28 protein-coding genes are annotated in these 26,455 nt (G+C 66.7%); 17 read left to right on the plus strand and 11 right to left on the minus strand.

Annotated features, from left to right (window positions below):
* The first annotated feature begins 4 nt into the window (after window positions 1-4).
* The 3 genes from G6P88_RS12035 (at window position 5) to G6P88_RS12045 (ending at window position 1,657) form a co-directional block, all read left to right on the plus strand.
* Entirely contained in the window at window positions 5-400 is a 396-nt protein-coding gene (locus tag G6P88_RS12035) for a putative quinol monooxygenase (protein WP_165323380.1), read from the plus strand.
* 124 nt (window positions 401-524) lie between these two features.
* Window positions 525-1,064, plus strand: coding sequence for a translation initiation factor IF-3 (infC, locus tag G6P88_RS12040; RefSeq protein WP_165323381.1), 540 nt, complete (start codon window positions 525-527; stop codon window positions 1,062-1,064).
* Window positions 1,065-1,165: 101 nt separating this feature from the next.
* The gene (locus G6P88_RS12045; RefSeq protein WP_165323382.1) at window positions 1,166-1,657 is read left to right on the plus strand and encodes a GNAT family N-acetyltransferase; all 492 of its coding nucleotides are present in this window, start codon (window positions 1,166-1,168) and stop codon (window positions 1,655-1,657) included.
* Window positions 1,658-1,672: 15 nt separating this feature from the next.
* Here the strand turns inward: G6P88_RS12045 and G6P88_RS12050 are convergent, their stop codons facing one another.
* The 3 genes from G6P88_RS12050 to G6P88_RS12060 all read right to left on the minus strand — a co-directional run bounded on the left by G6P88_RS12050 (window position 1,673) and on the right by G6P88_RS12060 (window position 5,182).
* A complete protein-coding gene (locus G6P88_RS12050; RefSeq protein WP_165323383.1) occupies window positions 1,673-4,435 on the minus strand; it encodes a [protein-PII] uridylyltransferase in 2,763 nt (920 codons plus the stop codon).
* 61 nt (window positions 4,436-4,496) lie between these two features.
* Window positions 4,497-4,736, minus strand: coding sequence for a hypothetical protein (locus tag G6P88_RS12055; RefSeq protein WP_165323384.1), 240 nt, complete (start codon window positions 4,734-4,736; stop codon window positions 4,497-4,499).
* Window positions 4,733-5,182, minus strand: coding sequence for a DUF983 domain-containing protein (locus G6P88_RS12060; protein ID WP_165323385.1), 450 nt, complete (start codon window positions 5,180-5,182; stop codon window positions 4,733-4,735). Before G6P88_RS12060 ends, G6P88_RS12055 begins: the two co-directional genes overlap by 4 nt.
* Window positions 5,183-5,260: 78 nt before the next feature.
* Here G6P88_RS12060 and G6P88_RS12065 point away from each other — a divergent pair, with 78 nt between their 5' ends.
* Together G6P88_RS12065 and G6P88_RS12070 are read left to right on the plus strand one after the other, a co-directional pair.
* Window positions 5,261-6,610 carry an aminotransferase-like domain-containing protein gene (locus tag G6P88_RS12065; RefSeq protein ID WP_165323386.1) on the plus strand — a complete coding sequence of 450 codons (1,350 nt, stop codon included), beginning with the start codon at window positions 5,261-5,263 and terminating at the stop codon, window positions 6,608-6,610.
* A 114-nt stretch (window positions 6,611-6,724) separates the two neighbouring features.
* Window positions 6,725-7,294, plus strand: coding sequence for an outer membrane protein (locus tag G6P88_RS12070; protein WP_165323387.1), 570 nt, complete (start codon window positions 6,725-6,727; stop codon window positions 7,292-7,294).
* A 24-nt stretch (window positions 7,295-7,318) separates the two neighbouring features.
* On the opposite strand, the gene mutS is transcribed toward G6P88_RS12070, so the two are convergent.
* Complete coding sequence (mutS, locus tag G6P88_RS12075) at window positions 7,319-9,913, minus strand: DNA mismatch repair protein MutS (protein ID WP_165325150.1); 2,595 nt, start codon at window positions 9,911-9,913, stop codon at window positions 7,319-7,321.
* Between the two features lie 138 nt (window positions 9,914-10,051).
* Between mutS and G6P88_RS12080 the strand changes: the two genes are divergently transcribed.
* On the plus strand, window positions 10,052-12,313 hold the full coding sequence (locus G6P88_RS12080) for an NADP-dependent malic enzyme (RefSeq protein ID WP_165323388.1): 2,262 nt from the start codon (window positions 10,052-10,054) through the stop codon (window positions 12,311-12,313).
* Between the two features lie 40 nt (window positions 12,314-12,353).
* Here the strand turns inward: G6P88_RS12080 and G6P88_RS12085 are convergent, their stop codons facing one another.
* Entirely contained in the window at window positions 12,354-13,103 is a 750-nt protein-coding gene (locus G6P88_RS12085) for a hypothetical protein (RefSeq protein WP_226946538.1), read from the minus strand.
* Between the two features lie 114 nt (window positions 13,104-13,217).
* On the opposite strand from G6P88_RS12085, the gene recF reads away from it, so the two are divergent.
* The 3 genes from recF to gyrB all read left to right on the plus strand — a co-directional run bounded on the left by recF (window position 13,218) and on the right by gyrB (window position 17,793).
* The gene (gene recF / locus G6P88_RS12090; RefSeq protein WP_165323389.1) at window positions 13,218-14,288 is read left to right on the plus strand and encodes a DNA replication/repair protein RecF; all 1,071 of its coding nucleotides are present in this window, start codon (window positions 13,218-13,220) and stop codon (window positions 14,286-14,288) included.
* Between the two features lie 77 nt (window positions 14,289-14,365).
* Window positions 14,366-15,190 carry a glycosyltransferase family 25 protein gene (locus G6P88_RS12095; RefSeq protein ID WP_165323390.1) on the plus strand — a complete coding sequence of 275 codons (825 nt, stop codon included), beginning with the start codon at window positions 14,366-14,368 and terminating at the stop codon, window positions 15,188-15,190.
* A 119-nt stretch (window positions 15,191-15,309) separates the two neighbouring features.
* Window positions 15,310-17,793 (plus strand): DNA topoisomerase (ATP-hydrolyzing) subunit B, encoded by a 2,484-nt coding sequence (gene gyrB / locus G6P88_RS12100; RefSeq protein WP_165323391.1) that lies wholly within the window; start codon window positions 15,310-15,312, stop codon window positions 17,791-17,793.
* Between the two features lie 8 nt (window positions 17,794-17,801).
* Here gyrB and G6P88_RS12105 read toward each other — a convergent pair whose 3' ends face one another.
* Entirely contained in the window at window positions 17,802-18,266 is a 465-nt protein-coding gene (locus G6P88_RS12105) for a DoxX family protein (protein ID WP_165323392.1), read from the minus strand.
* Between the two features lie 62 nt (window positions 18,267-18,328).
* Window positions 18,329-18,607 (minus strand): BufA1 family periplasmic bufferin-type metallophore, encoded by a 279-nt coding sequence (locus G6P88_RS12110; RefSeq protein WP_165323393.1) that lies wholly within the window; start codon window positions 18,605-18,607, stop codon window positions 18,329-18,331.
* 241 nt (window positions 18,608-18,848) lie between these two features.
* Between G6P88_RS12110 and G6P88_RS12115 the strand changes: the two genes are divergently transcribed.
* The 6 genes from G6P88_RS12115 to G6P88_RS12140 all read left to right on the plus strand — a co-directional run bounded on the left by G6P88_RS12115 (window position 18,849) and on the right by G6P88_RS12140 (window position 22,516).
* Complete coding sequence (locus tag G6P88_RS12115) at window positions 18,849-19,355, plus strand: sigma-70 family RNA polymerase sigma factor (RefSeq protein ID WP_165325152.1); 507 nt, start codon at window positions 18,849-18,851, stop codon at window positions 19,353-19,355.
* Window positions 19,352-19,993, plus strand: coding sequence for an NrsF family protein (locus G6P88_RS12120; RefSeq protein ID WP_165323394.1), 642 nt, complete (start codon window positions 19,352-19,354; stop codon window positions 19,991-19,993). Before G6P88_RS12115 ends, G6P88_RS12120 begins: the two co-directional genes overlap by 4 nt.
* A gap of 89 nt (window positions 19,994-20,082) precedes the next feature.
* A complete protein-coding gene (gene bufA2, locus G6P88_RS12125) occupies window positions 20,083-20,349 on the plus strand; it encodes a BufA2 family periplasmic bufferin-type metallophore (RefSeq protein WP_165323395.1) in 267 nt (88 codons plus the stop codon).
* A gap of 53 nt (window positions 20,350-20,402) precedes the next feature.
* Window positions 20,403-21,236 carry an MNIO family bufferin maturase gene (gene bufB / locus G6P88_RS12130; protein WP_165323396.1) on the plus strand — a complete coding sequence of 278 codons (834 nt, stop codon included), beginning with the start codon at window positions 20,403-20,405 and terminating at the stop codon, window positions 21,234-21,236.
* The gene (locus G6P88_RS12135; RefSeq protein ID WP_165323397.1) at window positions 21,233-21,967 is read left to right on the plus strand and encodes an HvfC/BufC family peptide modification chaperone; all 735 of its coding nucleotides are present in this window, start codon (window positions 21,233-21,235) and stop codon (window positions 21,965-21,967) included. The genes bufB and G6P88_RS12135 overlap by 4 nt, the downstream gene beginning before the upstream one ends.
* Before the next feature lie 78 nt (window positions 21,968-22,045).
* Window positions 22,046-22,516 carry a YaiI/YqxD family protein gene (locus G6P88_RS12140; protein ID WP_165323398.1) on the plus strand — a complete coding sequence of 157 codons (471 nt, stop codon included), beginning with the start codon at window positions 22,046-22,048 and terminating at the stop codon, window positions 22,514-22,516.
* 114 nt (window positions 22,517-22,630) lie between these two features.
* Here G6P88_RS12140 and G6P88_RS12145 read toward each other — a convergent pair whose 3' ends face one another.
* The 4 genes from G6P88_RS12145 to G6P88_RS12160 form a co-directional block, all read right to left on the minus strand.
* Window positions 22,631-23,164 (minus strand): DUF1993 domain-containing protein, encoded by a 534-nt coding sequence (locus G6P88_RS12145; RefSeq protein WP_206335752.1) that lies wholly within the window; start codon window positions 23,162-23,164, stop codon window positions 22,631-22,633.
* A gap of 116 nt (window positions 23,165-23,280) precedes the next feature.
* The gene (locus G6P88_RS12150) at window positions 23,281-23,607 is read right to left on the minus strand and encodes a hypothetical protein (RefSeq protein ID WP_165323400.1); all 327 of its coding nucleotides are present in this window, start codon (window positions 23,605-23,607) and stop codon (window positions 23,281-23,283) included.
* A 31-nt stretch (window positions 23,608-23,638) separates the two neighbouring features.
* Window positions 23,639-24,244: an NAD(P)H:quinone oxidoreductase gene (gene wrbA / locus G6P88_RS12155; protein ID WP_165323401.1), complete on the minus strand. Its 606-nt coding sequence runs from the start codon at window positions 24,242-24,244 to the stop codon at window positions 23,639-23,641.
* 102 nt (window positions 24,245-24,346) lie between these two features.
* Window positions 24,347-25,042, minus strand: coding sequence for a pirin family protein (locus G6P88_RS12160; RefSeq protein ID WP_165323402.1), 696 nt, complete (start codon window positions 25,040-25,042; stop codon window positions 24,347-24,349).
* Between the two features lie 116 nt (window positions 25,043-25,158).
* Here G6P88_RS12160 and G6P88_RS12165 point away from each other — a divergent pair, with 116 nt between their 5' ends.
* Both G6P88_RS12165 and G6P88_RS12170 read left to right on the plus strand, forming a co-directional pair.
* On the plus strand, window positions 25,159-26,079 hold the full coding sequence (locus tag G6P88_RS12165) for a LysR family transcriptional regulator (protein WP_165323403.1): 921 nt from the start codon (window positions 25,159-25,161) through the stop codon (window positions 26,077-26,079).
* Between the two features lie 109 nt (window positions 26,080-26,188).
* Window positions 26,189-26,455 (plus strand): DUF3297 family protein, encoded by a 267-nt coding sequence (locus G6P88_RS12170; RefSeq protein WP_165323404.1) that lies wholly within the window; start codon window positions 26,189-26,191, stop codon window positions 26,453-26,455.

Here is a 26,455-nt window from a genome sequence, read left to right on the forward strand (position 1 = left end):
CCTCATGCTCGCCACGCGGCGGGATGTGATGGCGGGGGGCCTTGCCCTGGCAATGCTGGGCGGAGCGGCCGGTGCCGCGTCGCCGGCCGAGGGTGAAGGACGGACCATGTACGGACTGATCGGCCGGATGTTTGCAAAGCCGGGGACGCGCGACGCACTGATCGCGATCCTGACCGAGGGGTCCAGCGCCATGCCGGGCTGCCGATCCTATATCGTCGCCCGCGACGCCAAGGATCCCGATGCGATCTTCGTCACCGAAGTCTGGGCCAGCCGCGAGGACCATGCCGCCTCGCTGAAGCTACCCTCGGTCCAGTCGGCGATCGCACGCGGCCGACCGCTCATCGCCCGCTTCGACACCTATTTCGAGACCGAACCGGTCGGCGGCGTGGGCCTCGCCTGACGCATGCGCGCCACAGGCGTGGGGAAAGCGCAGCCCTTGCACGCGCCCATCTTCCAAATCCCCGCGTTTAGGCTTATATCGCCCCCGAAGAACGACGACAGGAGATTTAACTATACGTCCCCCGATGATGCGCCGCCCCCTGGGGCAGCCGCCGATGCCGCTCAACGGCCCGCGCTACAATGAGTTCATCCAGGTCCCCAAGGTTCGGGTGATCGATGAAGAGGGCGAGAATCTGGGCGTGATGTATACACGCGAGGCAATCGAGCAGGCACAGGAGGCCGGTCTCGATCTGGTCGAAGTGTCGCCGAACGCCGACCCGCCCGTGTGCAAGTTCCTCGATGTCGGCAAGTTCAAATATGAGGCCCAGAAAAAGGCCAATCTTGCCCGGAAGTCGCAGAAGACGCAGGAGATCAAAGAGATCAAGATGCGTCCGAACATCGACGACCACGACTATGACACCAAGATGAAGAAGATCCACGAGTTCATCGGCGAGGGCGACAAGGTGAAGGTCACCCTGCGCTTCCGTGGTCGTGAGCTCGCCCATGGTCAGCTGGGCATGCAGGTCCTCCAGCGCGTGCAGGCCGACATGGCGGAAACCGCCAAGGTCGAGCAGTTTCCGCGCATGGAAGGCCGCCAGATGCTGATGGTGCTCGCGCCCCGCTGAGGCGCGACTCCGCTTCGTCACGATCCTGCTCCGGCCCGTCTTCCGCTTGTGGGGAGTGCGCGCGACCCGGAGCAAGGTCTGCGAGCGGCTCGAGGACGAGGATGACCGGCATCGACCATTGGCGGGCCATGGAGCGGCAGGACATCGACGCCGTCGTGCACATCGCTGACCATGTCCACATGGCCTTTCCCGAGCGCCCCGAGGTCATCGCCGAAAAGTTTGCGCTCTATCCCGAGGGCTGCCTGATCCTCGATGGATCGCAGCATGCCATCGGCTATGTCCTCGCCCATCCCTGGCACCGCGCCACGCCGCCGAAGCTCGATCATCTGCTCGGCGCAATTCCCGAAGGCGCCGATACCTATTATCTGCACGACCTGGCGCTGTTGCCCGAGGCACGCGGCAGTGGCGCGGGGGCGGCGGCGGTCGATCGCGTGGTCGCCCAGGCACGACGGGGGGGCTTTCGCGACATCAGCCTGATCGCGGTCGGCGACTCGGTCCCCTTCTGGACCTCGCGCGGATTTGCACCGGCAACGGACGGCCCCGACCGCCCCTATGGACCGGCCTCGCTGTTCATGCGGCGCAGGCTGGACTGACGGCGGTTACAGCTTTCAGGCTGCCTTCCGGACCGATCCTCCGGCCGCAGCATCGAGCAACAGCCGTTCGAGCGTCTTGAGTCTGGCGGCGCTGGTAATCTTGTCCCCGGTCAGGTCGGCCACGTAGAAGACGTCCACCGCGCGCTCGCCATAAGTCGCGATATGCGCCGAGTGGATCATGACCTTCGCCTGGAACAGCGCATGGGCCAGCGCATGGAGCAGCGCCGGCCGATCGCGGGCGTTGACCTCGATCACCGTATAGCGGTTCGACGCGCGGTTATCGATGAGGGCGGCGGGCTCGATCGAGAAGGCGTCGGCGCGCGGGCGGGTCAGCGGCTTGGCAGCGAGGCGGTCTGCCATCCGCGTACGGTTGGCGAGCGCGTCTTCGATCGCAATGCGCAGCCGCGTCATGCGGTCGTCGCCCTCGAAGGGCTGGCCGAAGGGATCCTGTACCAGAAGATTGTCGATCGCCATGCCGTCGCGCGTGGTGTGGATGCGGGCGTCGATCACGCTCGCGCCCGCCAGATGGATGGCTCCGGCAATGCGGTAGAACAGACCGGGATGATCGCCCGCATAGATGCTGACGAGCGTGGAGCCGCGATCGGGATCGGGCGAGGCGGAGATCGAAAGGGGCTTGCCGTCGATGTCCGCCGTCTCGATCAGCCGGGCATTGCCTTCCAAGATGTCGACGCTCTCCGCGACCCAATAGGCCTCTGGGAAGCGCGCGACATAGGTGGCGAAGCGCACATCGTCCCAGCCCAGCCGCTCCTGCAGCTGCGCATGCTTGGCCGCGATGCGCTCGCGCCGGCCGGTCTGCTTGTGACCGAGGCGGAGCACCTCCTCCGCCGCTTCGTAGAGATCGCCGAGCAGCTGACGCTTCCAGCTGTTCCAGACGCCGGGCCCGACCGCGCGGATGTCGACGATCGTCAGGCAGAAGAGCAGGCGGAGGCGTTCCGGGCTCTGGACCTTCTCGGCAAAGTCGAGGATCGTCTTGAAGTCCGACAGGTCGCGCTTGAAGGCGGTGTCGGACATGGCGAGATGATGGCGCACCAGCCAGGCGACGGTCTCTGTTTCCGCCGGGCTCAGGCCGAAACGGGGGCAGAGCTTCTCGGCGACTTCGGCGCCGAGCACGCTGTGATCGCCGCCGCGCCCCTTGGCGATGTCGTGAAGCAGCACCGCCGCATACAGCACCCGTCGCTGGACGATGCCCGGCAGGATCTTGGATGCGAGCGGATGATCCTCCGCCAGTTCGCCCTTCTCGATCCGACTGAGCAGGCCGATGGCGCGGATCGAATGTTCGTCGACCGTATAATGGTGGTACATGTCGAACTGCATCTGCGCGACGACGCGGCCGAAGTCGGGCACGAACCGGCCGAACACGCCCGCCTCGTTCATCCAGCGCAGCACGATCTCCGGCGTGTGGTGCGACGCGAGCACATCCATGAAATAGGCGTTGGCGCGCGGGTCGCGGCGCACCGCATTGTCGATCAGCTTGGCATCGCGTCCGGCCGCACGCATCGCAAGCGGATGGATCTCGAGTCCGTGACGATCGGCGATCGTGAACATCTGGACGAGGCGCGCGGGATCCTGTGCGAAGAAATCGTCGGTCGGTATCGCCAGCCGGCCGCGTTCGAGAACGAAGCCGTCGAGCTTGGACGGTCGGCGGCGGAGCGAGGGAAAGCCGAAACGCCGGCCGCGCGACGCGAAAGTCTCGTCGATATGCGCCAGGAAGATCGCGGTCAGGTCGCCGACCCGCTTCGCCATCAGGAAATAATGCTGCATGAAGCGCTCGACCGCCGACTTGCCGGGCCGTTCGGCATAGCGCATCCGGCGGGCGATCTCGGGCTGGACGTCGAAGGTCAGCCGATCCTCGGGCCGCCCGGCGACGATGTGCAGATGGCAGCGCACCGACCACAGGAAATTCTCGGCCTTCTGGAACTGGCGCAGCTCGGCGCGGGTGAGCAGCCCTTTCTCGACCAGCTCGGGGACCGACTGGACCAGATAGACATATTTGCCGATCCAGAAGAGCGTGTGGAGGTCGCGCAGCCCACCCTTGCCCTCCTTCAGATTGGGTTCGACGACATAGCGGCTGTCGCCCATCCGCTTGTGCCGCTCCTCGCGCTCCTGCAGCTTCTCGGCGACGAAGGTCCGGGCGGTGCCCGTCACGACATCGCGGCGGAACAGCGCAGCGGCCTCGTCGTACAGCGCGATGTCGCCCCACACGAACCGCCCCTCGAGCAGCGCGGTGCGAATCGTCAGGTCGCTCTTCGCCATGCGGATCATGTCGTCGAGCGACCGGCTCGAATGACCGACCTTCAGGCCGAGGTCCCACATCGAGTAGAGCATCGACTCGATCACCTGCTCCGACCAGCTCGTCTGTTTCCACGGCGTGAGGAAGGCGATGTCGACGTCGGAATGCAGCGCCATCTCCCCCCGGCCATAGCCGCCGACGGCGATCAGCGTCAGGCGTTCCGCCGCCGACCGGTTGCTGATCGGGTAAAGCCGCTCGACGGTGAAGTCGTAGATCAGGCGAAGGATCTGGTCGGTCAGAAAGGCATAGGCCGACGCCGTTTCCGAGCCACGGGTGGGCGTTGCGGCGAGGCGGCGCGCGATCTCCGCGCGGCCGATGTCGAGCGCCGCTTTCAGAACCACCGTACCCGCGTTGCGCAGCGCGGTCGCATCGGTCGATCCCGGCAGGAGCGCCGAGAGACTGTCGGCCACGGCCCGTCGATCGATGATCGCGCGGCGCTGGGGCAGGATATCGAACTTGGTGGCCATGCCAGCCACATAGGGACGAATGGTTAAAAGAGCTAGGCGACCGCGGGGGAAGGCCCTGTCTTCAGCATTCCTCGCCGCCGAGGCGATGGCCGTTGCGGTTGCGGCGCGCGGCGGTATCGGACCGCGTGGCCCCTGCCGCATCGCCGGACAGGATGGTCAGCAGCGCGCGCGCGATGCGCACCTCGGCGAAGTCGTCCCCCGCCCCCGCGCGCACGAGGGCGGCCTCGGCGGAATAGCCGCCCTGCTCGAGATGCCGGGCCGCCGCTTCCCGCGCGCTGTCGAGACCCGGTTCGGAGCTCATCGCTTCTTGCGCGGCAGCACGGCGGGACCGTCGGCGCCATAGGGATACCAGGGGCGGCTCAACTGCCCCTCGCCGGCCTTGAAGAAAAACTGGCTGCACACCAGCCAGCCTTTGAGCGGGCGCAACGGCAGCACGCAGGTCGCGACGAGAAAGGGGCCGGTCAGCAGCAGTTGCGTGATCAGCGAGGCATTGCCGAAAATCTCGAGCATCAGCGCGAAGATCACCGCGGGAATGCATCCGAAGCAGATGACGAAGAAGGCAGGGCCGTCGGCGGGATCGGCGAAACCATAGTCAAGGCCGCAATGCGGACAGGCGGGCCGCAGCCGGAGAAAGCCGTCGAACAGCGCACCCTCACCACAGCGTGGACAGCGCCCCTTTATGCCGGTCCTGACAGGGTCCAGCGGCGGCCATTCGCCATCGGGGGTCGTGCGGAGGGTGTCGGGCATGCTGTGCTCCTGCTTGCTTGCCCGACATAGGAAACATTGTATGGAGCATTCAACCATACATAAAGGACGGTTCCGGCCATGCAAAGCTGGCTCGACGCTATAGCCGGGCATGGCGGCCCGAAATATCTCGCCATCGCCGAGGCGATCGACCATGCGGTGCGGACCGGCGCGCTGCGACCGGGGGAGCGGCTGCCGCCCCAACGCGCGCTGGCGATCGACCTCGGCGTCGATCTGACCACCGTCACCCGGGCCTATGGCCTCGCCCGCGACGCGGGACTGATCGAGGGCTCAGGGCGCCTCGGCAGCTTCGTGCGCAACGCCGCAGGCCTGCCCGCCGCCGATCTGACGGGCGACTCGGGCATGATCATGCCGCCCCAGCCGGGCTTCGCGCGCCTGAGCGACGCCATGCGCGACGGATTGAGCCGACTCCTGCATGCCGGGGGCCAGTCGCCACTGCTGCAATATCAGCCCAGCGGTGGCGCCGTGCGCGATCGGCAGGAGGCGGCGCGTGCCTTTTCGGCGCGCGGTCTGGCGACACGGGAAGACCAGACCGTCATCACCGCAGGTGGGCAACATGCGCTGCACGCGATCATCGGCACGCTGTTCCAGCCGGGGGACGTGCTGTGCGCGGGGCGATCCACCTATCCCGGCCTTATCGCCCTCGCCCGCCGCTTCGCGCTGAAGCTCATCGCGATTCCGGGGGACGCCGACGGACTCGATCCCGATGCCGTCCAGTCCGCCGCACTGGCCGGAGCGAAGGCGGTCTATGTCGTACCGACCAATGACAATCCGACCACCGCGTCGCTGGATATCGAACGGCGCCTGTGGCTGGCCGCGATCGCGCGGAGACACGGCCTGGTCCTGATCGAGGACGACGCCTATGGCCAGCTGCCCGAGAAGCCGCTGCCGCCGCTCGCGGCCTTCGCACCCGAAATCAGCTGGCACGTCGCAAGCCTGTCCAAGATCGTCTCTCCGGTGCTGCGCGTGGCCCATGTCCGGGCTCCGTCGGCGGACGCGGCACGTCTGCTCGCCGACGATCTCCACGAAACGAGCGTGATGGCGCCGCCCCTGAATGCCGCGCTCGCGACCCATTGGCTGCGCGAAGGCATATTCGCCGAGCTCGTCGCAGGCGTGCGCGCCGAAGGCGTCGCGCGGCAACGCCGGATCGCGCCGCTGCTGGCGGGCCTGGACCATGCCAGCCATCCCGAAGGCTATCATATCTGGCTCCGCCTGTCGCAGGACAGCCCCTCCCCCGGTGAACTGGCCGGGCGGCTCGGACCTCTCGGCCTGTCGATCGTTGCCGGCGAGCGCTTTGCGGTCGACCCCGAGACGCCGGAACGGGCGATCCGCATCTCCATCGGCGGCGCCATCGGCCATGAGCGGCTCACCCGCGCATTCGAGGGACTTCGCGCACTGCTCGAGGTTTAGTGGCCGGACCTGGTCACACTCGGTCCGTAATGGAGCAGATTTGCGAGGCCCCTTATCTTCCCCGACACATCCCGGGAGCTTAGGAACGCTCCCGTTTCAACAGGGGGACTATCCATGCGATTTCGGATCCTGGCTGCGGTCGCGGCCGGCTTCATGGCGGCACCGGCGATCGCGGCCGACGATGCGGTCACCTTCCGTGTCGAGGCCCATGGCGGCTTGGACCGCGTCACGGTCGGCGGCAGCGACGATGACGGGCTGCTCTATGGTATCGGTATCGGCATCGACGTGCCGATCGGCTCGATGGCGTTCATCGGCCTTGAAGCCGATGCCGATCTGAGCTCGACCAAGCAGTGCGACCAGTTCCTTGGCGGCAGCTTTTGCCAGGAGGCCAAGCGCGATCTCGCCGCCGTTGCCCGGGTCGGGCTGAAGGCGAGCGACAAGATCAAGGTTTATGCACTCGCCGGCTATACCAATGCCCGGATCAAGCAGACGGCTACAATCGTCATTTTCCCGGGGTCGATTACCGATAGCGCTTCCGTAAACGGCAACGGCTTCCGCGCCGGTGCGGGAGTCGAGATGAAGCTGGGCTCGTCGGCCTACACCAAGCTCGAATATCGCTACAGCAATTATGAGGGCGGCTTCTCGCGCCACCAGCTGGTCGCGGGCCTCGGCCTCGGTTTCTGATGACAAGCCTGGCGCGCGCGGGGCTCAGGCTCCGTCGCGCGCCAGCGCCTTGAGCCGGTAGAGCAGGTCGAGCGCCTCGCGCGGGCTGAGCGCGTCGACGTCGATCGTCTCGATCTCCTGCCGCAGTGGATCGCCCTTCTCCTCGGCCGCCTGGGCCGCGGCCGCGAACAGCGGCAGGTCGTCCAGGCCTGCGGCAAGGCCACCCGTCTTGGCGCGTCCCGCCTCGAGCTTCTTCAGCACCTCGCGGGCGCGACCAAGCACGGCGGGCGCGAGCCCTGCCAACTTGGCGACGGCGATGCCGTAGCTGCGATCCGCCGGCCCCTCGGCCACTTCGTGGAGCAGCACCAGCTCACCCTTCCACTCGCGCGCGCGGACATGGTGAAGCGACAGCGCGTCCAGCCGCTCTGCGAGGCGGGTGAGCTCATGATAATGGGTCGCGAACAGGCAGCGGCAGCGGTTGATGTCATGCACCGCCTCGACCACCGCCCAGGCGATGGCGAGACCGTCATAGGTCGAGGTGCCGCGCCCAACCTCGTCGAGGATGACGAAACTGCGCTCGGTCGCCTGCGCGAGGATCGCGGCGGTTTCAACCATCTCGACCATGAAGGTCGAGCGGCCCCGCGCCAGATTGTCCGAGGCGCCGACCCGGCTGAACAGCCGATCGACGATGCCAAGCCGCGCGCTGGCGGCCGGAACCGGGCTGCCTGCCTGCGCGAGGATGGCGATGGCGGCATTCTGGCGCAGGAAGGTCGATTTACCGCCCATGTTCGGGCCGGTGACGAGCCACAGCCGCTCCTGGTCCGACAGGCAGCAGTCATTGGCGACGAACCGCCCGCCCTCCGCCCGCACCGCCGCCTCGACCACCGGATGGCGGCCACCGCGCACATCGAAACAGGCGTGCTGTTCGAATTGCGGGCGGGTCCAGCCGCCCTCGACCGCGCGATCGGCGAGCGCCGCCGCGACGTCGAGCCGCGCAAGCGCGTCGGCCGTCGCTGCGATCTCGGTCGTGCGCGCGAGCGCCGTCCCGACGAGGTCCTCGAGATGAGCCGCCTCGGCGGCCAGCGCATGTTCCCCCGACTGGCCGACCTTCATCGCCTGTTCGTGCAGGTCGGGCGCGTTGAAGCGCACCACTCCCGCGAGCGTCTGGCGATGGGTGAAACCCGAATCCGCCGCCATCAGCGGATCGGCATGTTTCGCCTGCACTTCGATGTGATAGCCGAGCACCCCATTGTGCCGGATCTTCAGGGAGGGGATGCCGGTTTCCGCGCGGTAGCGCGCCTCGAGGGCCGCGATGGCTTTGCGCCCCTCGCCACCCTGCCCCCGCAGGGCATCAAGCGCGGGATCATAGCCCTCGGCGATATAGCCGCCCTGCGCGGCGTCGATCGGCGGGCTGGCAACCAGCGCGCGGCGCAGCAGCTGAACCAGTGTCTCATGGCCCGACAAGCGGGGCAGCAGCGTCTCCAGCAACCGCGGCATCGGCACCACCCCCGACAGCAGGTCGTGGAGCATGTGCGCCTGTTCGAGGCCATCGCGCAGCTGCCCCAGGTCGCGCGGTCCGCCCCGGCGCGCGACGAGGCGCCCTAAGGCGCGGCCGATATCGGGCAAGGCCCGCAAGGCCGACCGCAGCCGGTCGCGCAGCAGCCCGTCGCCCTCGAACAGGGCGACCAGGTCGAGCCGCGCCTCGATCGCAGCGATATCGGTCAGCGGCGCGGAAAGATCGGTGCCGAGCAGACGCGCGCCGGCACCGGTGACCGTCCGGTCGACCGCTTCGAGCAGGCTGCCCTTGCGCTGCCCGGTCTGGGTCAGCGTGATTTCGAGACTCTCGCGGGTCGCCGCATCGATCATCATGTGATCGGCGACGACGCGGCGGCGCGGCGGCTGCAGGAAGGGCAGGCTCCCCTGCCCCGCTCGGTCGAGATAGGCGATGAGCGCACCGGCGGCGGCCAGTTCGGCCCTGTCGAAGGCGCCGAAAGCATCCAGCGTCGCGACGCCGAGCAGCGCCTTGAGCCGTTCGCTGCCGCGCAGACTGTCGAAATGCTCGCGGGGCCAGCGCACCGCATCTGCAACCGGCTCCTCCAGATCCTCGGGCACGACAACCTCCGCCGCGCCGAGTCTTGCCAGTTCGGCATCGAGACCGCTGGGAGGCAGGCCCGTAATCTCGAACCGGCCGGTCGAAATGTCGGCAGCGGCGACCCCCAGCCGGCGCTCGCTGCCCTGGCCGACGGCCGCGACCGCGACCAGCCAATTGGCAGTCCGCGCGTCGAGCAGCGCTTCCTCGGTCAGCGTTCCCGCCGTCACCACCCGCACGATTGCCCGCTCGACCAGCGCCTTCGAACCGGCCCGCTTGCGCGCCTCGGCGGGGCTTTCGGTCTGTTCGGCAATGGCAACGCGGTGTCCCGCCTTGATCAGCCGCGCGAGATAGGCCTCGGCAGAATGGACAGGCACCCCGCACATCGGGATAGGCTGCCCCTGATGCTCGCCACGGGCCGTCAGCGCGATGTCGAGAGAGGCGGACGCGATGCGGGCGTCGTCGAAGAACAGCTCGAAGAAATCGCCCATGCGATAGAAGAGCAGGCAGTCCTCCGCCGCCGCCTTCAGCGCCAGATATTGCGCCATCATGGGGGTTGGAGCCGGAGCCTGGATGTCGCTGCGGTTTTTTGAGGTCTGCGCCATGACGGGCTGATAGCGGCTTGTCGATTTCCCGACCATGCCCCACAAGCAGCGCGGGCAAAACATCTGGCGCCGAGGGGGCCGCACATGACCAGCAGCAAGGTTCAGTTTTCAGACCGCGAGGCGCTTTTCTTCCATTCGACCGGGCGCCCCGGCAAGATCGAGATCATCGCCTCGAAGCCGATGGCGACGCAGCGCGACCTGAGCCTCGCATATTCCCCCGGCGTCGCCGTTCCGGTGAAGGCGATCGCGGCCGATCCCGCGACCGCCTATGACTATACCGCCAAGGGCAACCTCGTCGCGGTCATCTCCAACGGCACCGCGATCCTGGGCCTGGGCAATCTCGGCGCGCTCGCCTCGAAGCCGGTGATGGAAGGCAAGGCGGTGCTGTTCAAGCGCTTCGCCGATGTCGATTCGATCGATCTCGAGCTCGACACCGAGGATCCCGAAGCCTTCATCAACGCGGTCGCGCTGCTCGAGCCGTCCTTCGGGGGCATCAATCTCGAGGACATCAAGGCCCCCGAGTGCTTCATCATCGAACAGGCGCTCAAGGAGCGCATGAACATCCCGGTGATGCATGACGACCAGCATGGCACCGCGATCATCGCCGCCGCAGGTCTGATCAACGCCGCCTTTCTGACCGGCCGCAACCTCAAGGACATGACCGTGGTCGTCAACGGCGCGGGCGCGGCGGCGATCGCCTGCACCGAGCTGATCAAGGATGTCGGCGTGTCGCCCGACAAGGTGCTGCTGTGCGACTCCAAGGGCGTCGTCTATCAGGGCCGCCAGGAAGGCATGAACCAGTGGAAGTCGGCCCATGCCGCGCCGACCTCCAAGCGGACGCTGGCCGAGGCGGTCGAGGGCGCCGACGTGTTCCTGGGCCTGTCGGTCAAGGGCGCGCTGACCCCCGAGATGGTCAAGACGATGGCCCCACACCCGATCATCTTCGCGATGGCCAATCCCGATCCCGAGATCCTGCCGCCCGACGCCAAGGCCGCGCGCGAGGATGCGATCGTCGCCACCGGCCGGTCGGACTATCCGAACCAGGTCAACAACGTCCTCGGTTTCCCCTTCATCTTCCGCGGCGCGCTCGACGTCCGCGCGAGCGGGATCAACCAGGAAATGAAGATCGCCGCCGCCCGCGCGCTCGCCGAACTGGCACGCGAACAGGTCCCCGAGGAAGTCGCCGCCGCTTATGGCGGTGCCGCACCCCGCTTCGGCCGCGACTATATCATCCCCGCGCCCTTCGATCCGCGCCTGATGGAGGTCGTCCCCGTCGCGGTCGCGCAGGCCGCGATGGACACCGGCATCGCGCGCAAGCCGATCCTCGACATGGCCGCCTATCGCGACAGCCTGAAGGCGCGCCTCAACCCGACCACGTCCGTGCTGACGCTGGCATCGGACATCGCCCGCGCCCATCCGAAGCGCGTCGTCTTCGCCGAGGCGGAGGAAGAGGTGATGCTGCGCGCGGCGATCCAGTTCCGGACGCTCGGCTATGGCACGCCCGTCCTGGTCGGTCGTGACGATGTGCCCGACAAGCTGCGTGAACTGGGCGTCGAGGATCCCGACGGCTTCGAACTGCACAACAGCCGCCATTCGCCGCTGGTCGAGAAGATGGTCGACTATCTGTACGACCGGCTGAAGCGCCGCGGGGCGCTGCGCCGCGAGGTGCAGGCGCTGGTCAACCAGGATCGCAACATCTTCGGCGCGCTGCTCGTCGCGCTGGGCGAGGCCGATGCGATGGTGACCGGCACCACCCGCACCTACAGCCAGACCTTCCGCCAGATCCGCCGCGTGCTCGACCCGGTCGAGGGCAAGAAGCCGCTCGGCATCCACCTCTTCGTGGGCCAGAACCACACGGCCTTCATAGCGGACACGACCGTCACCGAGCGCCCTTCGGCGACCGAACTGGCCGATATCGCCGAGGCGACCGCCGCGGTGGCGCGCCGCATGGGCCATGAGCCCCGCGTCGCCTTCCTCAGCTATTCGACCTTCGGCAATCCGTCGGGCAACTGGCTGGAGACCATCCGCGGCGCAGTCAGCGAGCTCGATGCGCGCGGCGTGAGCTTCGAATATGAAGGCGAGATGGCACCCGACGCGGCGCTCAACCCGTCGATCATGAAGCTCTATCCGTTCAACCGCCTGTCGGCGCCGGCCAATGTCCTGGTCATGCCAGGCCTGCAGTCGGCCAATATCTCGGCCAAGCTGCTGCGCGAACTGGGGCGCGGTTCGGTGATCGGGCCGATGCTGGTGGGCATGGAAAAGCCGGTCCAGATCGCGACCATGTCGTCCAACGCGTCCGAGATCATGACGCTGGCGCTGCTTGCCGCATCGGGCATCGCCCACTGACGACCTCGACTCCCTCCCGCTCCCTGGGGCGGGAGGGACGTTATTGCGGCTTCTGCGCCATGGCCGCCTTCATCGACAGCACCAGCGATCCAACGCTCTGCGGCTGAGCCGGAAGGCGGAAATAGGCCGAGGGGAAGGCCGCCTTGCTGGCGACGTTGAGCCGGAAGCGCCCACCGACATCGATCGGCGTGCCGAGCGAGAAGATCGTGCGCGTCTCGGCGATGAGGTCCTTCGCCATCGCCCCGATCAGCGGCGCCGACGGTACCACCGCCGCGTTCATGAAACCTTCCAGCGCGCTGCCGACCGGCTTCAGATCCTCATCGGAGCTGATCAGGAAGTCGCTGGGCTTGTCCGGGCGGACATGGTCGAGCCCCTTGATATGATAGACGCGGCCATCGCGGCCGCCGGCATTGCCCGCCTCTCCCGGCTCCACGGTCAGCGGCGCCTTGGGCATGGCATCGGTCGACTGTTCGAACAGGCCGTTGAACACGGGGGTCAGGACCTGGTCCATCGCCGCAGCGACGTCCTTCAGCCGCGCCACGGTGATCGTGCCGCCTTCCCGGTCGACGATGTAGAACTGGCCGCCGATGAGCAGGCCATAATCCTCGCTGCCCACCTCGCCGATCCGCGCGTCGCCATTGTCCTGAACGTCGATCTGCAGCTGCTTCGCCTTGGCGATATCGACATAGATGGCACGCAAGCCGGCCTGCGCGGGGGATGTGGCGCTCGCCAAAGCGAGCACGGCGCCCAACAGGAGGACGCGGCGAAAAGGGGCGACGGACATGGTCATGGCCCGGATGCTTAGCCCATTTTGGGCGCAGGTCGAGAGTGCCACCGCCCGTCGCGCGCCTGACCGGGCCTCCGCGCGCTTCCCCTCTCGCGCAAAAATCGCCAACAGGGGCGCATGACCGTCGCCCGCCTGATGCTGACCGACTTCCGCTCCTATGCGTCGGCGACGATTTCGGCGGCTCCGGGCTTCGTCGTCCTCACGGGTGAGAATGGGGCCGGCAAGACCAACATCCTGGAAGCCGTATCGATGCTCGGTCCGGGCCGCGGCCTGCGCGGAGCGGCGCTGTCGGAAATGGCGCGGAGCAATGGACCGGGCGGCTTCGCCGTCGCGGCCGAGCTTGCCGACGGGGTCAGGCTGGGTACCGGCACCACGCCCGCCGCACCCGACCGCCGCCAGGTCCGGATCAACGGCGCCGCCGCATCAGCCACGGCGCTGGGCGAGTGGACCGCGCTGTCGTGGCTGACGCCGGCGATGGATCGGCTGTTCGCCGAGGGCGCGGAAGGCCGCCGCCGTTTCCTCGACCGCCTCGTCCTGGCGCTGGAACCGGGCCACGCCCATCATGTCAGCCGCTATGAGGCGGCGATGCGCGCGCGCAACAAGCTGCTCGCCACAGACGGACCGCCCGACGCCGCCTGGCTCGACGCGCTGGAGATCCAGCTCGGCCAGCATGGCGCCGCCATCGCCGAAGCGCGCGCCCGGACGGTCGTGGCGCTGGGTTTTCGCATCGCCGCCGAGGCCGAGGCGCCCTTCGCCCGGGCGGCGCTCGCGCTCGAAGGCTGGCTGCCCGGCAGCCGCCCACTCGCCGAAGAGCTGCGGCTGGGTCGCGCGCGCGATCAGGCCGCCGGGCGCACTCTGGCGGGGCCGCACCGGCAGGATCTGGCGGTCAGCCATGCCGCCAAGCAGCAGCCCGCTGCCCGCGCATCGACCGGCGAGCAGAAGGCGCTGCTGCTCGGCATCGTGCTGGCGCATGCCGATCTGGTCGCGGAGCGGCGCGGGCAGCGGCCGCTGCTGCTGATGGACGAGGTCGCGGCCCATCTCGACCCGATCCGCCGGGGGGCGCTGTTCGACCGGCTGGGGCGCAGCGGCGGGCAGATCTGGCTCACCGGCACCGAACGCGCGCTGTTCGACGGAATCGGCACCGCGACCTGGCTCGCCGTCGAAAATGGCGTCCTGCACGAAGGGTGACCTCAGGCGGGCTGGCCTGACAGGAACGGGCCTGTATAGGTCGGCACTCCAGGGGTGGAGAGAAAGTCGTAGCACGCATGAAATTGGGGGATATTCCGGGACTCTACATCAATCTGGACCGGTCGACCGACCGCCGCGCCACGATGGAGGGGGCCCTTGCAAAACATGGACTCGACAAGGTCGGCCGCTTCTCCGCGCTGACCGGAGACGACCGGAAGCGGGGAATTACCCGCAACGAGCTAGGCTGCTTCCTGTCGCATCAGGCAGTTACGGAATCGATCGGCGACGACCGGCACTTCTTAATCCTCGAGGACGACATCCTCTTTCCGGACGCTTTTAGCGACTATGTCGGCCATGCGCTGGCAGAGTGCGAGAAGGAAGACTGGGACGTCCTGTTCCTGACGCAGATGATCTCCTTTACCGACGTGAAGTCGATCTACACCCTGCTACGCCAGCGGCGGAAAGTGGGGGACATCCGCTCGCCGTCCTTCACCCAGTTCGCGACCTATGACTGCAAGAACATCTTCGCATCCTGCACCGCCGCTTACATCATACGGGCTGGCTCGGCTGGAAAGGTGGCGTCGCTCCTTCGGAAGATGGCCGAGCATGATTATCCCTGCGCGGTCGACATTGCGCATATGCGCGCCATCAACGCGGGAATGCTCAAGGCGCGGTATGTCTTTCCTTATCTGGTGGGGCTCGATCCCGGCGTCCGCACGACCCTCACCGACCGGCGGGACGAAGGCAATCACCAGCTCTTTGTAGACATCGCCAATCTGTTCGCGGCGGGCGGCGACATCGACAGTCTGCGCCTCGACGCGTTCGACGCCCTCCACAACCGTCCGTTTGACGCGGAGACGTTCGTGGCGACGCAGATTCTCTACCGCCGGCTCCTGCGTTAGTTTCGGCGGTCCAATGTCGCGCCAGACGACATCTCCGCACACCGTCCGGAACCCGTCGGCGAATCGCCATTCGCCCTCTTTCTTTTGGCTTTTGTGACGGCCGCCGCTATAGGCTCGTCATGACGAACGAAACCGAGAATTCCCCGAACACGAACAGCTATGGCGCCGATTCGATCAAGGTCCTGAAGGGCCTCGATGCGGTGCGAAAGCGGCCGGGCATGTATATCGGCGACACCGACGACGGATCGGGCCTCCACCACATGGTGTTCGAGGTGTCCGATAACGCCATCGACGAAGCGCTGGCCGGCCATTGCGACCGGATCATCATCACGCTGAATCCCGACGGATCGGTGTCGGTCGAGGACAATGGGCGCGGCATTCCGACCGGCATCCATGCCGAGGAGGGCGTCTCGGCGGCCGAGGTCATCATGACCCAGCTCCACGCCGGCGGTAAGTTCGACAACACCAACGACGCCAATGCCTACAAGGTGTCCGGCGGTCTCCACGGCGTCGGCGTCTCGGTGGTCAACGCGCTGTCCGACATTCTCGACCTGACGATCTGGCGCGACGGCGAAGAGCATTACATGCAGTTCCGCCGCGGCGACGCGGTCGCGCCGCTGAAGGTGGTCGGGCCAGCCAATGGCAAGAAGGGCACCAAGGTCACCTTCCTGCCTTCGGCCGACACGTTCAAGATCACCGAGTTCGACTTCGACAAGCTCGAGCATCGCTATCGCGAGCTGGCCTTCCTCAATTCGGGGGTGCGTCTGTTCCTCGTCGACGAACGCCATGCCGAGCGTCGCGAGGTCGAACTCTATTATGAAGGCGGTATCGCCGCCTTCGTCAAATATCTGGACCGTACCAAAGTCCCGCTGATGCCCGAGCCTGTGGCGATCACGGGCCAGCGCGACGATGTCGGCATCGACGTCGCACTCGAGTGGAACGACAGCTATTATGAGCAGGTCCTCTGCTTCACCAACAACATCCCGCAGCGCGACGGCGGCACCCATCTTGCCGCCTTCCGCGCCGCGCTGACGCGCACGCTCAACAATTATGCGGAGAAGTCGGGGGCGCTGAAGAAGGAGAAGGTCAGCCTCACCGGCGACGACATGCGCGAAGGCCTGACTGCGATCGTGTCGGTCAAGCTGCCCGATCCGAAATTCTCCTCGCAGACCAAGGACAAGCTCGTCTCGTCCGAGGTACGCCAGCCGCTCGAAAGCCTGATGGCGGACAAGCTGGCCGAATGGCTTGAGGAAAATCCCGCCCATGCCCGCTCGATCATCCAGAAGGTGATCGACGCCGCCGCCGCCCGCGAAGCCGCCCGCAAGGCGCGCGAGCTGACCCGGCGCAAGGGCGTCATGGACATCGCCTCGCTGCCCGGCAAGCTCGCCGATTGCCAGGAGCGCGATCCCAGCAAGTGCGAGCTGTTCCTGGTGGAGGGTGACTCGGCCGGCGGCTCGGCCAAGCAGGGCCGCGACCGCGTCTATCAGGCGATCCTGCCGCTCAAGGGCAAGATCCTGAATGTCGAGCGGGCCCGCTTCGACCGGATGCTGTCGTCGAAGGAGGTCGGCACGCTGATCCAGGCGATGGGCACCGGCATCGGCCGCGACGACTTCAATCTGGAGAAGCTGCGCTACCACAAGATCGTCATCATGACCGACGCAGACGTGGACGGTGCGCACATCCGCACCCTGCTGCTCACCTTCTTCTACCGCCATATGCGGCCGATCATCGAGGCGGGGCATCTCTACATAGCCCAGCCGCCGCTCTACAAGGTCAGCCGGGGCCGCTCGGAAGTCTATCTGAAGGACGACGCCGCGCTCGACGAATATCTGGTGACCGCCGGCCTCGCTGCGATGATGCTCGAATCCCCGCTCGGCGCGCGTTCGGGCGACGACCTGCGTCAGCTGGTCGAACATGCCCGCCGGATGAAGTCGCTGATGCGCTTCGTCCCGAAGCGCTACGATCCGGTGATCATCGAGGCTCTGGCGCTGACCGGCGCGCTCGATCCCGAGGCGGATGGAACGGCGCACCGCGCCGCCGCAGCCCGGATGGCGGCGTGGATGGGGCGGATGGACCCCGAGGCTAAGTGGACCGGCGATCTTTCGGAAGATGGCGGCTATGATCTTCGTCGCCTGTGGCGCGGGGTGACCGACGTCCACCTGATCGATCCGGCTTTCGTCCGCTCGGCCGAAGCGCGCAAGCTCCATGCCCTCGCTTCTGAGCAGGCCGACAGCTATGCGCAGACGGCACGGCTCGTGTCGGTCAAGAGTGCTGCGGCACAGGCCGCGGCTGACGCCGATGAGGAGGAGCTGCCCGATACCCGCGGCACGGCGGTGTTCCAGCCTTCCAATCTGCTGGACGGCATCCTTGCCGCCGGACGCAAGGGCATGTCGGTGCAGCGCTACAAGGGTCTCGGCGAAATGAATGCCGAACAGCTGTGGGAAACGACGCTCGACCCGTCCAATCGCGCAATGCTCAAGGTCGAGGTCACGCAGGCCGACGTCGCCGACGAGATCTTCACCCGTCTGATGGGCGACGTCGTCGAACCCCGCCGCGAGTTCATCCAGGAAAATGCGCTGAGCGTCGCCAATCTCGACGTCTGACGCTCCTGCTACCGGGCGGCAGGTCCGGCGGACTTTGCGGCTCCGGCCACAAGTCCGTCGATCGACCAGGCCCCGCCCCCACGCGCGACGAGCAGCAGCAGGATGGCGATCCAGCTGAGATGGGTCGGCCAGGCGTCGGGATAGACGAACAGCTGGATCACCAGCGTCATCCCGAGCAATGCCGCTGCGGAGAGGCGGGTGAGCAGCCCCAGAACGAGCAGGATCGAAAATCCGTGCTCGGCCAGCGTTGCCGCGACCGCCGCGATGTCCGGCGGTACCAGCGGCAGCCGATACTCGGTGCGGAACAGCTCGTAAGTCCCGTCGGTGATGGTCAGCCAGCCCTCGACTTTCGATCGGCCGGACAGGAAAAAGATGCCGGCGATGCCCAGCCGGGCGACCAGCAGGATAAGGGCATCGGGAATGGCGCGCGACAGGCGCTCGACTGACGACTCAAGGGCTTCGATCCGGATCATTGCGATTGTCCCGCTGGAGGGTTTCGGCGGCGGCCGGGGGTGCTGGCCGCCGCCGCTCGGCGTCACGCCTTGGGGGTCAGCGAGCCGGGGCCCTTGGGGGTCTTGATCTTGGTGCAGGTGCCGGCCTTGACCAGCTTCCAGGCGTTGCCCTGATAGTCGGTCTTCGAGGTGCCCGCGCAGCTGGTACCCGCGCCCGCCTTGCAGTCGTTCTTGCCCGCCAGCGAAACGCCATAGCATTTCTCCATCGCCGGCTTGTCCTGCGCCGATGCGGCGGTGGAGACGAGCGCTCCGGCGATCATGGCCGCGACACCGGCGGCGAGCTTCGTGCTGTTTGTCGACATGGTGGATCCTTGCATCGCCCCCCTCGCACGGCCGGCATGGCGGTCCGCGTTGATCCGGACGAGGCGGAGAGCCGGATCATGACAGGATTTCGGTGCTGCCATGCTGGTGGTTACAGGCCGGCCGGGCGAAATATTTTTGCGATCGCTGCAGCTGCGGCTGTAACCTTTGAGCGGCGTATCGCGAACGGTGTCCTGGGGGGCCTGCCATCCGGTGACGAGCGAAGATCAGTTGAAGAGCTGGATGATCGGCGGCCTGGAGGGCAGCGCGGCGGACCATAGTGCGCTGCTCCGCTCGCTCGCTCCGCTGCTCCGTGGCTACTATCGGCGCCGGACTCGCGGCAGCGAGGATGACATTGAAGATCTGGTACAGGAGACGATCATCGCCGTTCACACGCGCCGCGGTACCTATGACCGCGAGCGACCGTTCACCGCCTGGCTGTTCGCCATAGCGCGGTACAAAATGGTCGACCATTTCCGCCGGACGCGCCGCCTCGTTCCGCTCGACGACCTCGCCGAGTGGCCGAGCGAGGAGAGCTTCGCGGACGCCGCCGATGCGCGGATGGATGTCGAACAGCTGCTCGGTCTGTTGCCCGGCAAGCAGGCGGCTGCGATCCGGTCCACGCGGATCGAGGGCAGCAGCGTGGCCGAAGCGGCCGCAGGTGCGGGTCTCGGAGAATCCGACATCAAGGTTTCGGTCCATCGCGGTCTTAAGGCATTGGTCGCGCGCGTCCAGCGGGACCGGCCATGAGGACCGAGGACCTGATCGACGCGCTGGCGCGGGATGTGAAACCGGTCGCACGGCATGGCATCGGGCTGCGGCTTGCCGGCGGCATCGCGATCGGCGGCATTGGATCGGTGGCGCTGGTCGCGACGATGCTCGGCGTCCGGTCGGATCTCGACTTAGCGCTGCAAAGCTCCACGCTCTGGATGAAATGGAGCTACACCATCTCCCTCGCGCTGCTCGCCTTTGCCGCGACGGCGAGACTGGCGCGCCCGGACTCGGGTCGCTTCGGGTGGCTGTGGCTGCTGGCGACCCCTGTGATCGCCTTGGCCTGCTATGGCGCCGTCGAACTGGCGTCCACGCCGCGCGCCGACTGGAAGGCCATGTGGCTGGGCGAGAGCTGGACATCCTGCCCCTGGAATGTCCTTAGCCTGTCCGCGCCGATCTTCGCAGGGCTGCTCTGGGCCTTCCGGCGGTTCGCGCCGACCCGTTTGCGCGCGGCCGGCGCGGCAGCCGGCCTCGCATCGGGCGCGTTCGCAGCGATGATCTACTGCATCCACTGCCCCGAGGCGTCGGCGGTCTTCGTGCTCACCTGGTACTCGCTGGGCATCCTGCTTGCGACGGCAATCGGGGCCTTGCTCGGTCCGCGCCTGCTCCGCTGGTGAACAATATTCGGCCACGCTGTAACCGCCAGAGCCGCGCCGGCGAATAGAGGAGGCCATATGGCATCCACACTCGCTTCAGGAGCCTCCCCATGTCCTCACTTCACCAGGCGATGAGCCTTACCGCCACCGCAGCCCTCGTCGCCATTTCAGCCGCTGCTCCGGTCGCGCCCGCCTTCGCGCAGGCCGACGAGACGAAGGTCCACTGCTACGGCATCAACAGCTGCAAGGGCACGTCGGACTGCAAGACGGCCAAGAACGACTGCAAGGGTCTCAACGACTGCAAGGGTCAGGGCTTTCAGGTCATGACCGTGAAGCAGTGCAAGGCCAAGGGCGGCAGCCTGACCGAAGCGAAGTGATCGATCCCCACGGCCGGCGCTACGGCGCCGGTCGAGCCTCGGAAAGGCGACCGATGCAGACACCACGACTGCCCCGCTTCGGCCTGGGTATGCGGCGACCCCATTATCCGGACTTCCTCGACCACAAGGCCGCGGTCGATTTCGTCGAGGTGATCTCGGAGAATTTCATGGTCGCCGGCGGCCGGCCCCGGGCAGTGCTTCGCCAGGTGCGCGAAGGCTATCCGGTGGCGTTGCACGGCGTATCGATGTCGCTGGGATCGGCCGACGGTCTCGATCGGGCCTATCTGCACCGCCTGCGGGCGCTGGTCGACGAGATCGAACCGCTCTTCGTCTCCGACCATCTGAGCTGGAGCCGCATCGGCGCCTTCAACTCGCACGACCTGCTGCCGCTGCCCTATGACCGCGCGACGCTGAATCTGGTCTGCGACAATGTCGACCGGGCCCAGGCCATGCTTGGACGGCCGATGCTGATCGAGAATCCGTCCTCCTATCTCGTCCTGCCCGGTGCGGAGATGCGCGAGTGGGAGTTCCTCAACGCCCTCGCCGCTCGCACCGGCTGCGGCCTTCTGCTCGACGTCAACAATGTCTTCGTCAGCGCCGCCAACCATGGTTTCGACCCGGTCGCCTATCTCGACGGTCTGGCGGTGGAACATGTCCGGCAGATCCATCTCGCCGGCCACAGCCAGGGCCGCGAGATGCTGATCGACAGCCACGACCAGCCGGTGCCGCATTCGGTCTGGTCGCTCTACGCCCATGTGCTGCCGCGCGTCGCGGGCGTCGCCACGATGATCGAACGCGACGACGATATCCCGGCGCTCGCGGATTTGCTCGACGAACTCGACATCGCCCGAGCGATCGCGGCGCGACCATTGGCCGCAGCGGCATGACCCTCGCCGAAATGCAGAGCGCCTTCGCCGCCTTTTTGCGGTCGGGCGAAGAGGCAGACGCGCCGCCTTTCGGCTCGGCTGGCCTGCAGATCTATCTGAACAATTATCGGTCGCAGCTGATCGCCTGCCTGGAGGCGAGCTATCCACGCACGCGGCAATGGATCGGCGAAGACGCGTTCCTCCACGCCGCGGTCGCCCATATCGACCGGGTGCATCCACGCAGCTGGACACTCGACGCCTATGGCCACGACTTTACCGAAACGCTCGATGCGCTGTTTCCAGACGACCCCGAAGTCCATGACCTCGCCACGCTCGAGCGGGCGCTCGAACAGGCGTTCGTCGCAGCCGACGGTCAATCGATGACACTCGACGCGGTTTCGTCGATCGACTGGGACGCTCACCCGCTTGTCTTCACACCGTCGACCCTGTTGCTGCCGGTCGCGACCAATGTGGCAGACATCTGGTCGTCGCTGGTCGAGGGGAGCGAAGCGCTGCCCGTGGTGCGCGATTCTGGGCCTGAGGCAAGTCTCCTCGTCTGGCGGCGCGACGGAGAAAGCCGCTTCCGATCGCCGGGATCGGGCGAAGCGAAGGCGCTGGCGAGCATCTTAGCGACCCGGAGCTTCGGTGCCTTATGCGAGATGCTGGTCACCGAGCAGGGCTTCGAGGCCGGAGTACGCAGCGCGGGGCTGCTGCTGCGCCAGTGGATATCGGACGGCATCGTCGCGGCCTGATCCGCCGCGTCAGGCAGGCCTTGCCCCGCCGCAGAAAGCTGGATCGCCTTTTTCAGGCGGCCTGCTAAGAACGCGGAGATGAGCACTGTCCGCATCCTCGTCGACGCCGACGCCTGTCCGGTGAAAGAGGAAATCTACAAGGTCGCATGGCGATTGGAGATCCCGGTCACACTGGTCAGCAATGCCCATTTGCGCATTCCCCCGCACCCACTGATAGACAAGGTCGTGGTGGGGGCGGGCTTCGACGCTGCCGACGACTGGATCGCCGAGGCGAGTGGCCCTGCAACCGTGGTGATCACCGCCGACATATTGCTGGCCGACCGCTGCCTGAAAGTCGGCGCAACCGCGATCTCGCCCAGCGGCAAGCCCTTCACTGCCAACTCGATCGGGTCGGCAGTCGCCACCCGCGCGATCATGGCCGACCTGCGCGCCGGAATGACCGACAAGGGGATAGGCGGCCCAGCCCCCTTCTCGAAGGCCGACCGCTCGCGTTTCCTGTCGGCGCTCGATGCCGCGCTGGTGAAACTCAAGCGGCATTATCCGGGATGAGCTCTCGTCGTTCGGCAGAAGCCGAAACCGGAGCTACCGGAGGACTCGGGACAAGCCGGTCATGATTCCCGTTGCGGCCCCGGCTTCCGCCGGCGCGACGCGCTTATCAAGCGATCATCCCGCCACGCGCGGGCGGATGTCCATCTCTCCGAGAAAATCGCGCTTGCCGAGCGGCACGCCGAGGTTGCGCAGGATCGCGTAGGTCGTCGTCGTGTGGAACAGCACATTCGGCACCACGAAGTCGCGAACATAGGTAGCGCCAGTGAAATGGATCGCAAAATCGCCGATCTCCAGCAGAATGGGCGCATCCTCGCGCCCGTCGATCGCGCTGGCGGGGACGCTGTCGAGATAGGCGATCGTTTTGGCAATCCGCGCCTGCAGGTCGGCGACGCCCGTCTCGTCGTCGGGGAAGCTCGGCACCGTCTGGTCGGACAGGCGTGCGGCCGCGCCCTTGGCACCGTCGCTGGCAATCTGGATCTGGCGGAGAAGGGGATGCATGTCTTCGGCCAGCCGCGCATTGAGCCATTCGGCCTCGGCCACGCCCTTTTCGGCGAAATATTCGGCCCCCTTGGCGAGCACGGTCGACAGGTTCGCGAGACTGCGGCGGATCACCGGGATCGAGGCCGAATATAGCGTGGTGGCGGTCACATGCTTCCCCCGAAATGATGTTCGCAAGCTCAATAGCAAACCGCCCGCTCCCCGCGAACGGGAAACGGGCGGCGCGGTGCCACGGGCGGGGGGCTGATGCCCGTGGCGGCTGAAACTCAGCGGGCGAGCATCGTTACGGCCTTGATCTGCCTTGGGTGAAAGCCCAGTTCGAGCAGTTGAGGCCCGAGGTCCGACGCGTCGCCATGGTCGCGGACCCGGCAGGTGAAGCGGCGCAGCGCCTCCAGCCGGGGATCTGCGAGCGGAAGCGTCGGACGCAGGCCCGATGCCTTGCGGAAGAGGCGCCCAAGCCAGCCGCTGCTACCGGTATCGCATTCGACCCCATTGGCTTCGCGCATGGCCAGACTGACGACCTTCCACTCGAGCGAAGACAGCGGCGGAAATTCCGTCTCGGTCCCTTCGGTGATGCGGGCGTTCGTCGTCATGGTCTCCTCCTGATGTACTGGTTGTTTACGTTCAGCCGATCAGCTTGGCTGTGATCTCCGCCACATGGCGGCCCTGGAATCGCGCACCGTCGAGTTCGACGCCGCTGGGCTGACGCGAACCGTCACCGTCGGCGATCGTGGTGGCGCCATAGGGCGAGCCGCCCTTGACCTCGTCGACACCCAGCTGCCCCTGGAAGGAATAGGGCAGACCCACGATGGTCATGCCGAAGTGCAGCAGGTTGGTGATGAGCGAGAAGAGCGTGGTTTCCTGCCCGCCATGCTGGCTCGCGGTCGACACGAAGGCCGAACCGACCTTCCCGTTGAGCGCGCCACGCGCCCACAGGCCACCGGCGCCGTCGAGGAACGCCGCCATCTGGCTCGACAGACGCCCGAAGCGGGTGCCGGTGCCGAGGATGATGGCATCGTAATTTTCGAGCTCGGCAACGGTCGCGACCGGCGCTTTCTGGTCGAGCTTGAAATGCGCGCCTTGCGCGATTTCGAGCGGCACCGTCTCGGGCACGCGCTTGACGTCAACCTCGGCGCCGGCGGAACGCGCGCCTTCGGCGACGGCTTCCGCCATCGTCTCGATATGGCCGTAGCTCGAATAATAGAGAACGAGGATTTTGGGCTTGGACATGGTCTTGCTCCTGGAAATGTAGACGGACTTGGCAGCGATCTGCCTTGAAAGGGGGTGCCGCCGCGCCCTGGAGGGGGAATGGCGCGGCGGCTGGGGGAGGGATCAGGCGACGTCGACGAGGACGATCTCCGCATCGTCGAGCGCACGCACTTCGATCGAGTCGACCTCGGCGATGGCGACACCGTCGCGCGGTTCGGCCGCGACGCCGTTGACCTCGATCCGGCCTGCGGTCGCGACCAGATAGGCCTTGCGGTCGCCGAGCCTGTGCGTCGCCGTCTCGCCGGCCTTGAGGGTGGCGCCGAGCACCCGCGCATCGGCGCGGATCGGCAGGGCGTCGCCATCCTCGGCATGGCCGCTGGCAAGCGTCACGAAACGACCGGCTCGGTCGCCGCGCGGAAAGGGACGCGCGCCCCAGCCGGGGGTCTCGCCGCGCCGATCGGGAATGATCCAGATCTGGAACAGCGTCGTCTCGACGTCCTCCTCATTGCGCTCGGAATGGACGATGCCGGTACCGGCCGACATCACCTGCACGTCGCCCGCCTCGGTCCGGCCGGCATTGCCCAGGCTGTCGCGGTGCGAAATCGCACCGGTGCGGACATAGGTGATGATCTCCATGTCGTTGTGCGGATGCGGCGCGAAGCCGGTGTGCGGGGCGATGCGATCGTCGTTCCAGACCCGCAGCGCACCCCAATGGACGCGGCTCGGATCATGGTAGTCGGCGAAGGAGAAATGATGCTTGGCGTCGAGCCAGCCATGGTTGGCGCCGCCAAGCGTGGAAAAGGGACGAACTTCGATCATGGGTCTTGCTCCCGTCTGCCGCCGAAGCGGCCTGTTGCAACCCAATCTAGGCTTGCGTGTCGGCGATTAAATGGAGATGATCGAAACCTATCGTTTCCAATATTGACCGAGGCGACATGGCGCGACTTCCCGACTTCGAAGCCTGGGCCATTTTCGCCAAGGTCGCCGAACTGGGGAGCTTTTCGGCCGCGGCGGATGAACTGCGCCTGTCGAAAGCGACCATATCCAAGGCGGTGTCGCGCCTCGAACAGCGCCTCGCAGCGCCGCTCTTCCACCGCAGCTCGCGCAAATTGTCGCTGACCGAGAGCGGCCAGCTCGCACAGGAACGCGCATCGATGCTGCTGGCCGAGGGCGAGGCGATCGAGGAGGCGATCTCCGAACGCGGTGCGGTGCCACGCGGGCTCGTCCGGCTGGCCGCTCCGATGTCGTTCGGCGTCGCCCATCTCGGACCGATCCTGCCGCTGTTTCACCAGGCCTATCCCGAGGTGGTGATCGACCTGCATCTCTCGGACGAACGAATCGACCTGATCGAACAGGGCTTCGACATCGCCCTGCGCATCGGGCAGCTGGAAGATTCGGCGCTCAAGGCGCGGCGGCTCTTTCCCGTGCGTCTGCCCGTGGTCGCCGCTCCGTCTCTGCTCGACAGGCTCGGCCGTCCCGAACATCCCCGCGACCTCGTCCGTTTCCCGGTGTTCGGCTACACCCACGTCCGCAACCCGGGCCGCTGGCACTGCCGCCACGCGGTCGAGGGCGACTATGTGGTTGAGATCAAGGGGCCGGTTCGGGCCAATAATGGCGACGTGCTGATCGATGCGCTGGTCGCGGGCATGGGCATTGCCCGCGCGCCCGATTTCATGGTCTGGCGCGAACTGGCCGACGGACGCCTGGTCGAGATATTGCACGACTGGTCCACCGGCACCGACGCCGCGCTGCACCTCGTCACCCCGCCGACCGCGCTGCGCCCGGCCCGGGTCAAGGCACTGATCGACTTCCTCGCCGCCGCCTTCCTCAAGCCGCCGTGGGCGGTCAGTCCCTGATATGCCGTCGTCACGGGGCCCTTTGACGCTGGCGACGATCAGAAGAAGCGTTGAGATGACGGGTCGGCGAGGCTAAGGCGGCTGCCTGTATCAAGCTACGGATATTTCCATGACCGACACCATGCCCGACCGTCTCTCGATCAATCCCAACAGCCCTCATTACGACGCCGGCCTGCTCGAGCGCGGCGTGGGTATCAGGTTCAAGGGTGTCGAGAAGACCAATGTCGAGGAATATTGCGTCAGCGAGGGCTGGATCCGCGTGTCGGTCGGCAACACCCGCGATCGCAAGGGCAATCCGCTGACGATCAAGCTGCAGGGTCCGGTCGAGCCTTATCTGAAGGACGAGCCCGAAGCCGGCACAGCGCAGGAAGGCTGA

It is taken from the genome of Rhizorhabdus phycosphaerae (assembly GCF_011044255.1).
Lineage (GTDB): Bacteria > Pseudomonadota > Alphaproteobacteria > Sphingomonadales > Sphingomonadaceae > Rhizorhabdus > Rhizorhabdus phycosphaerae.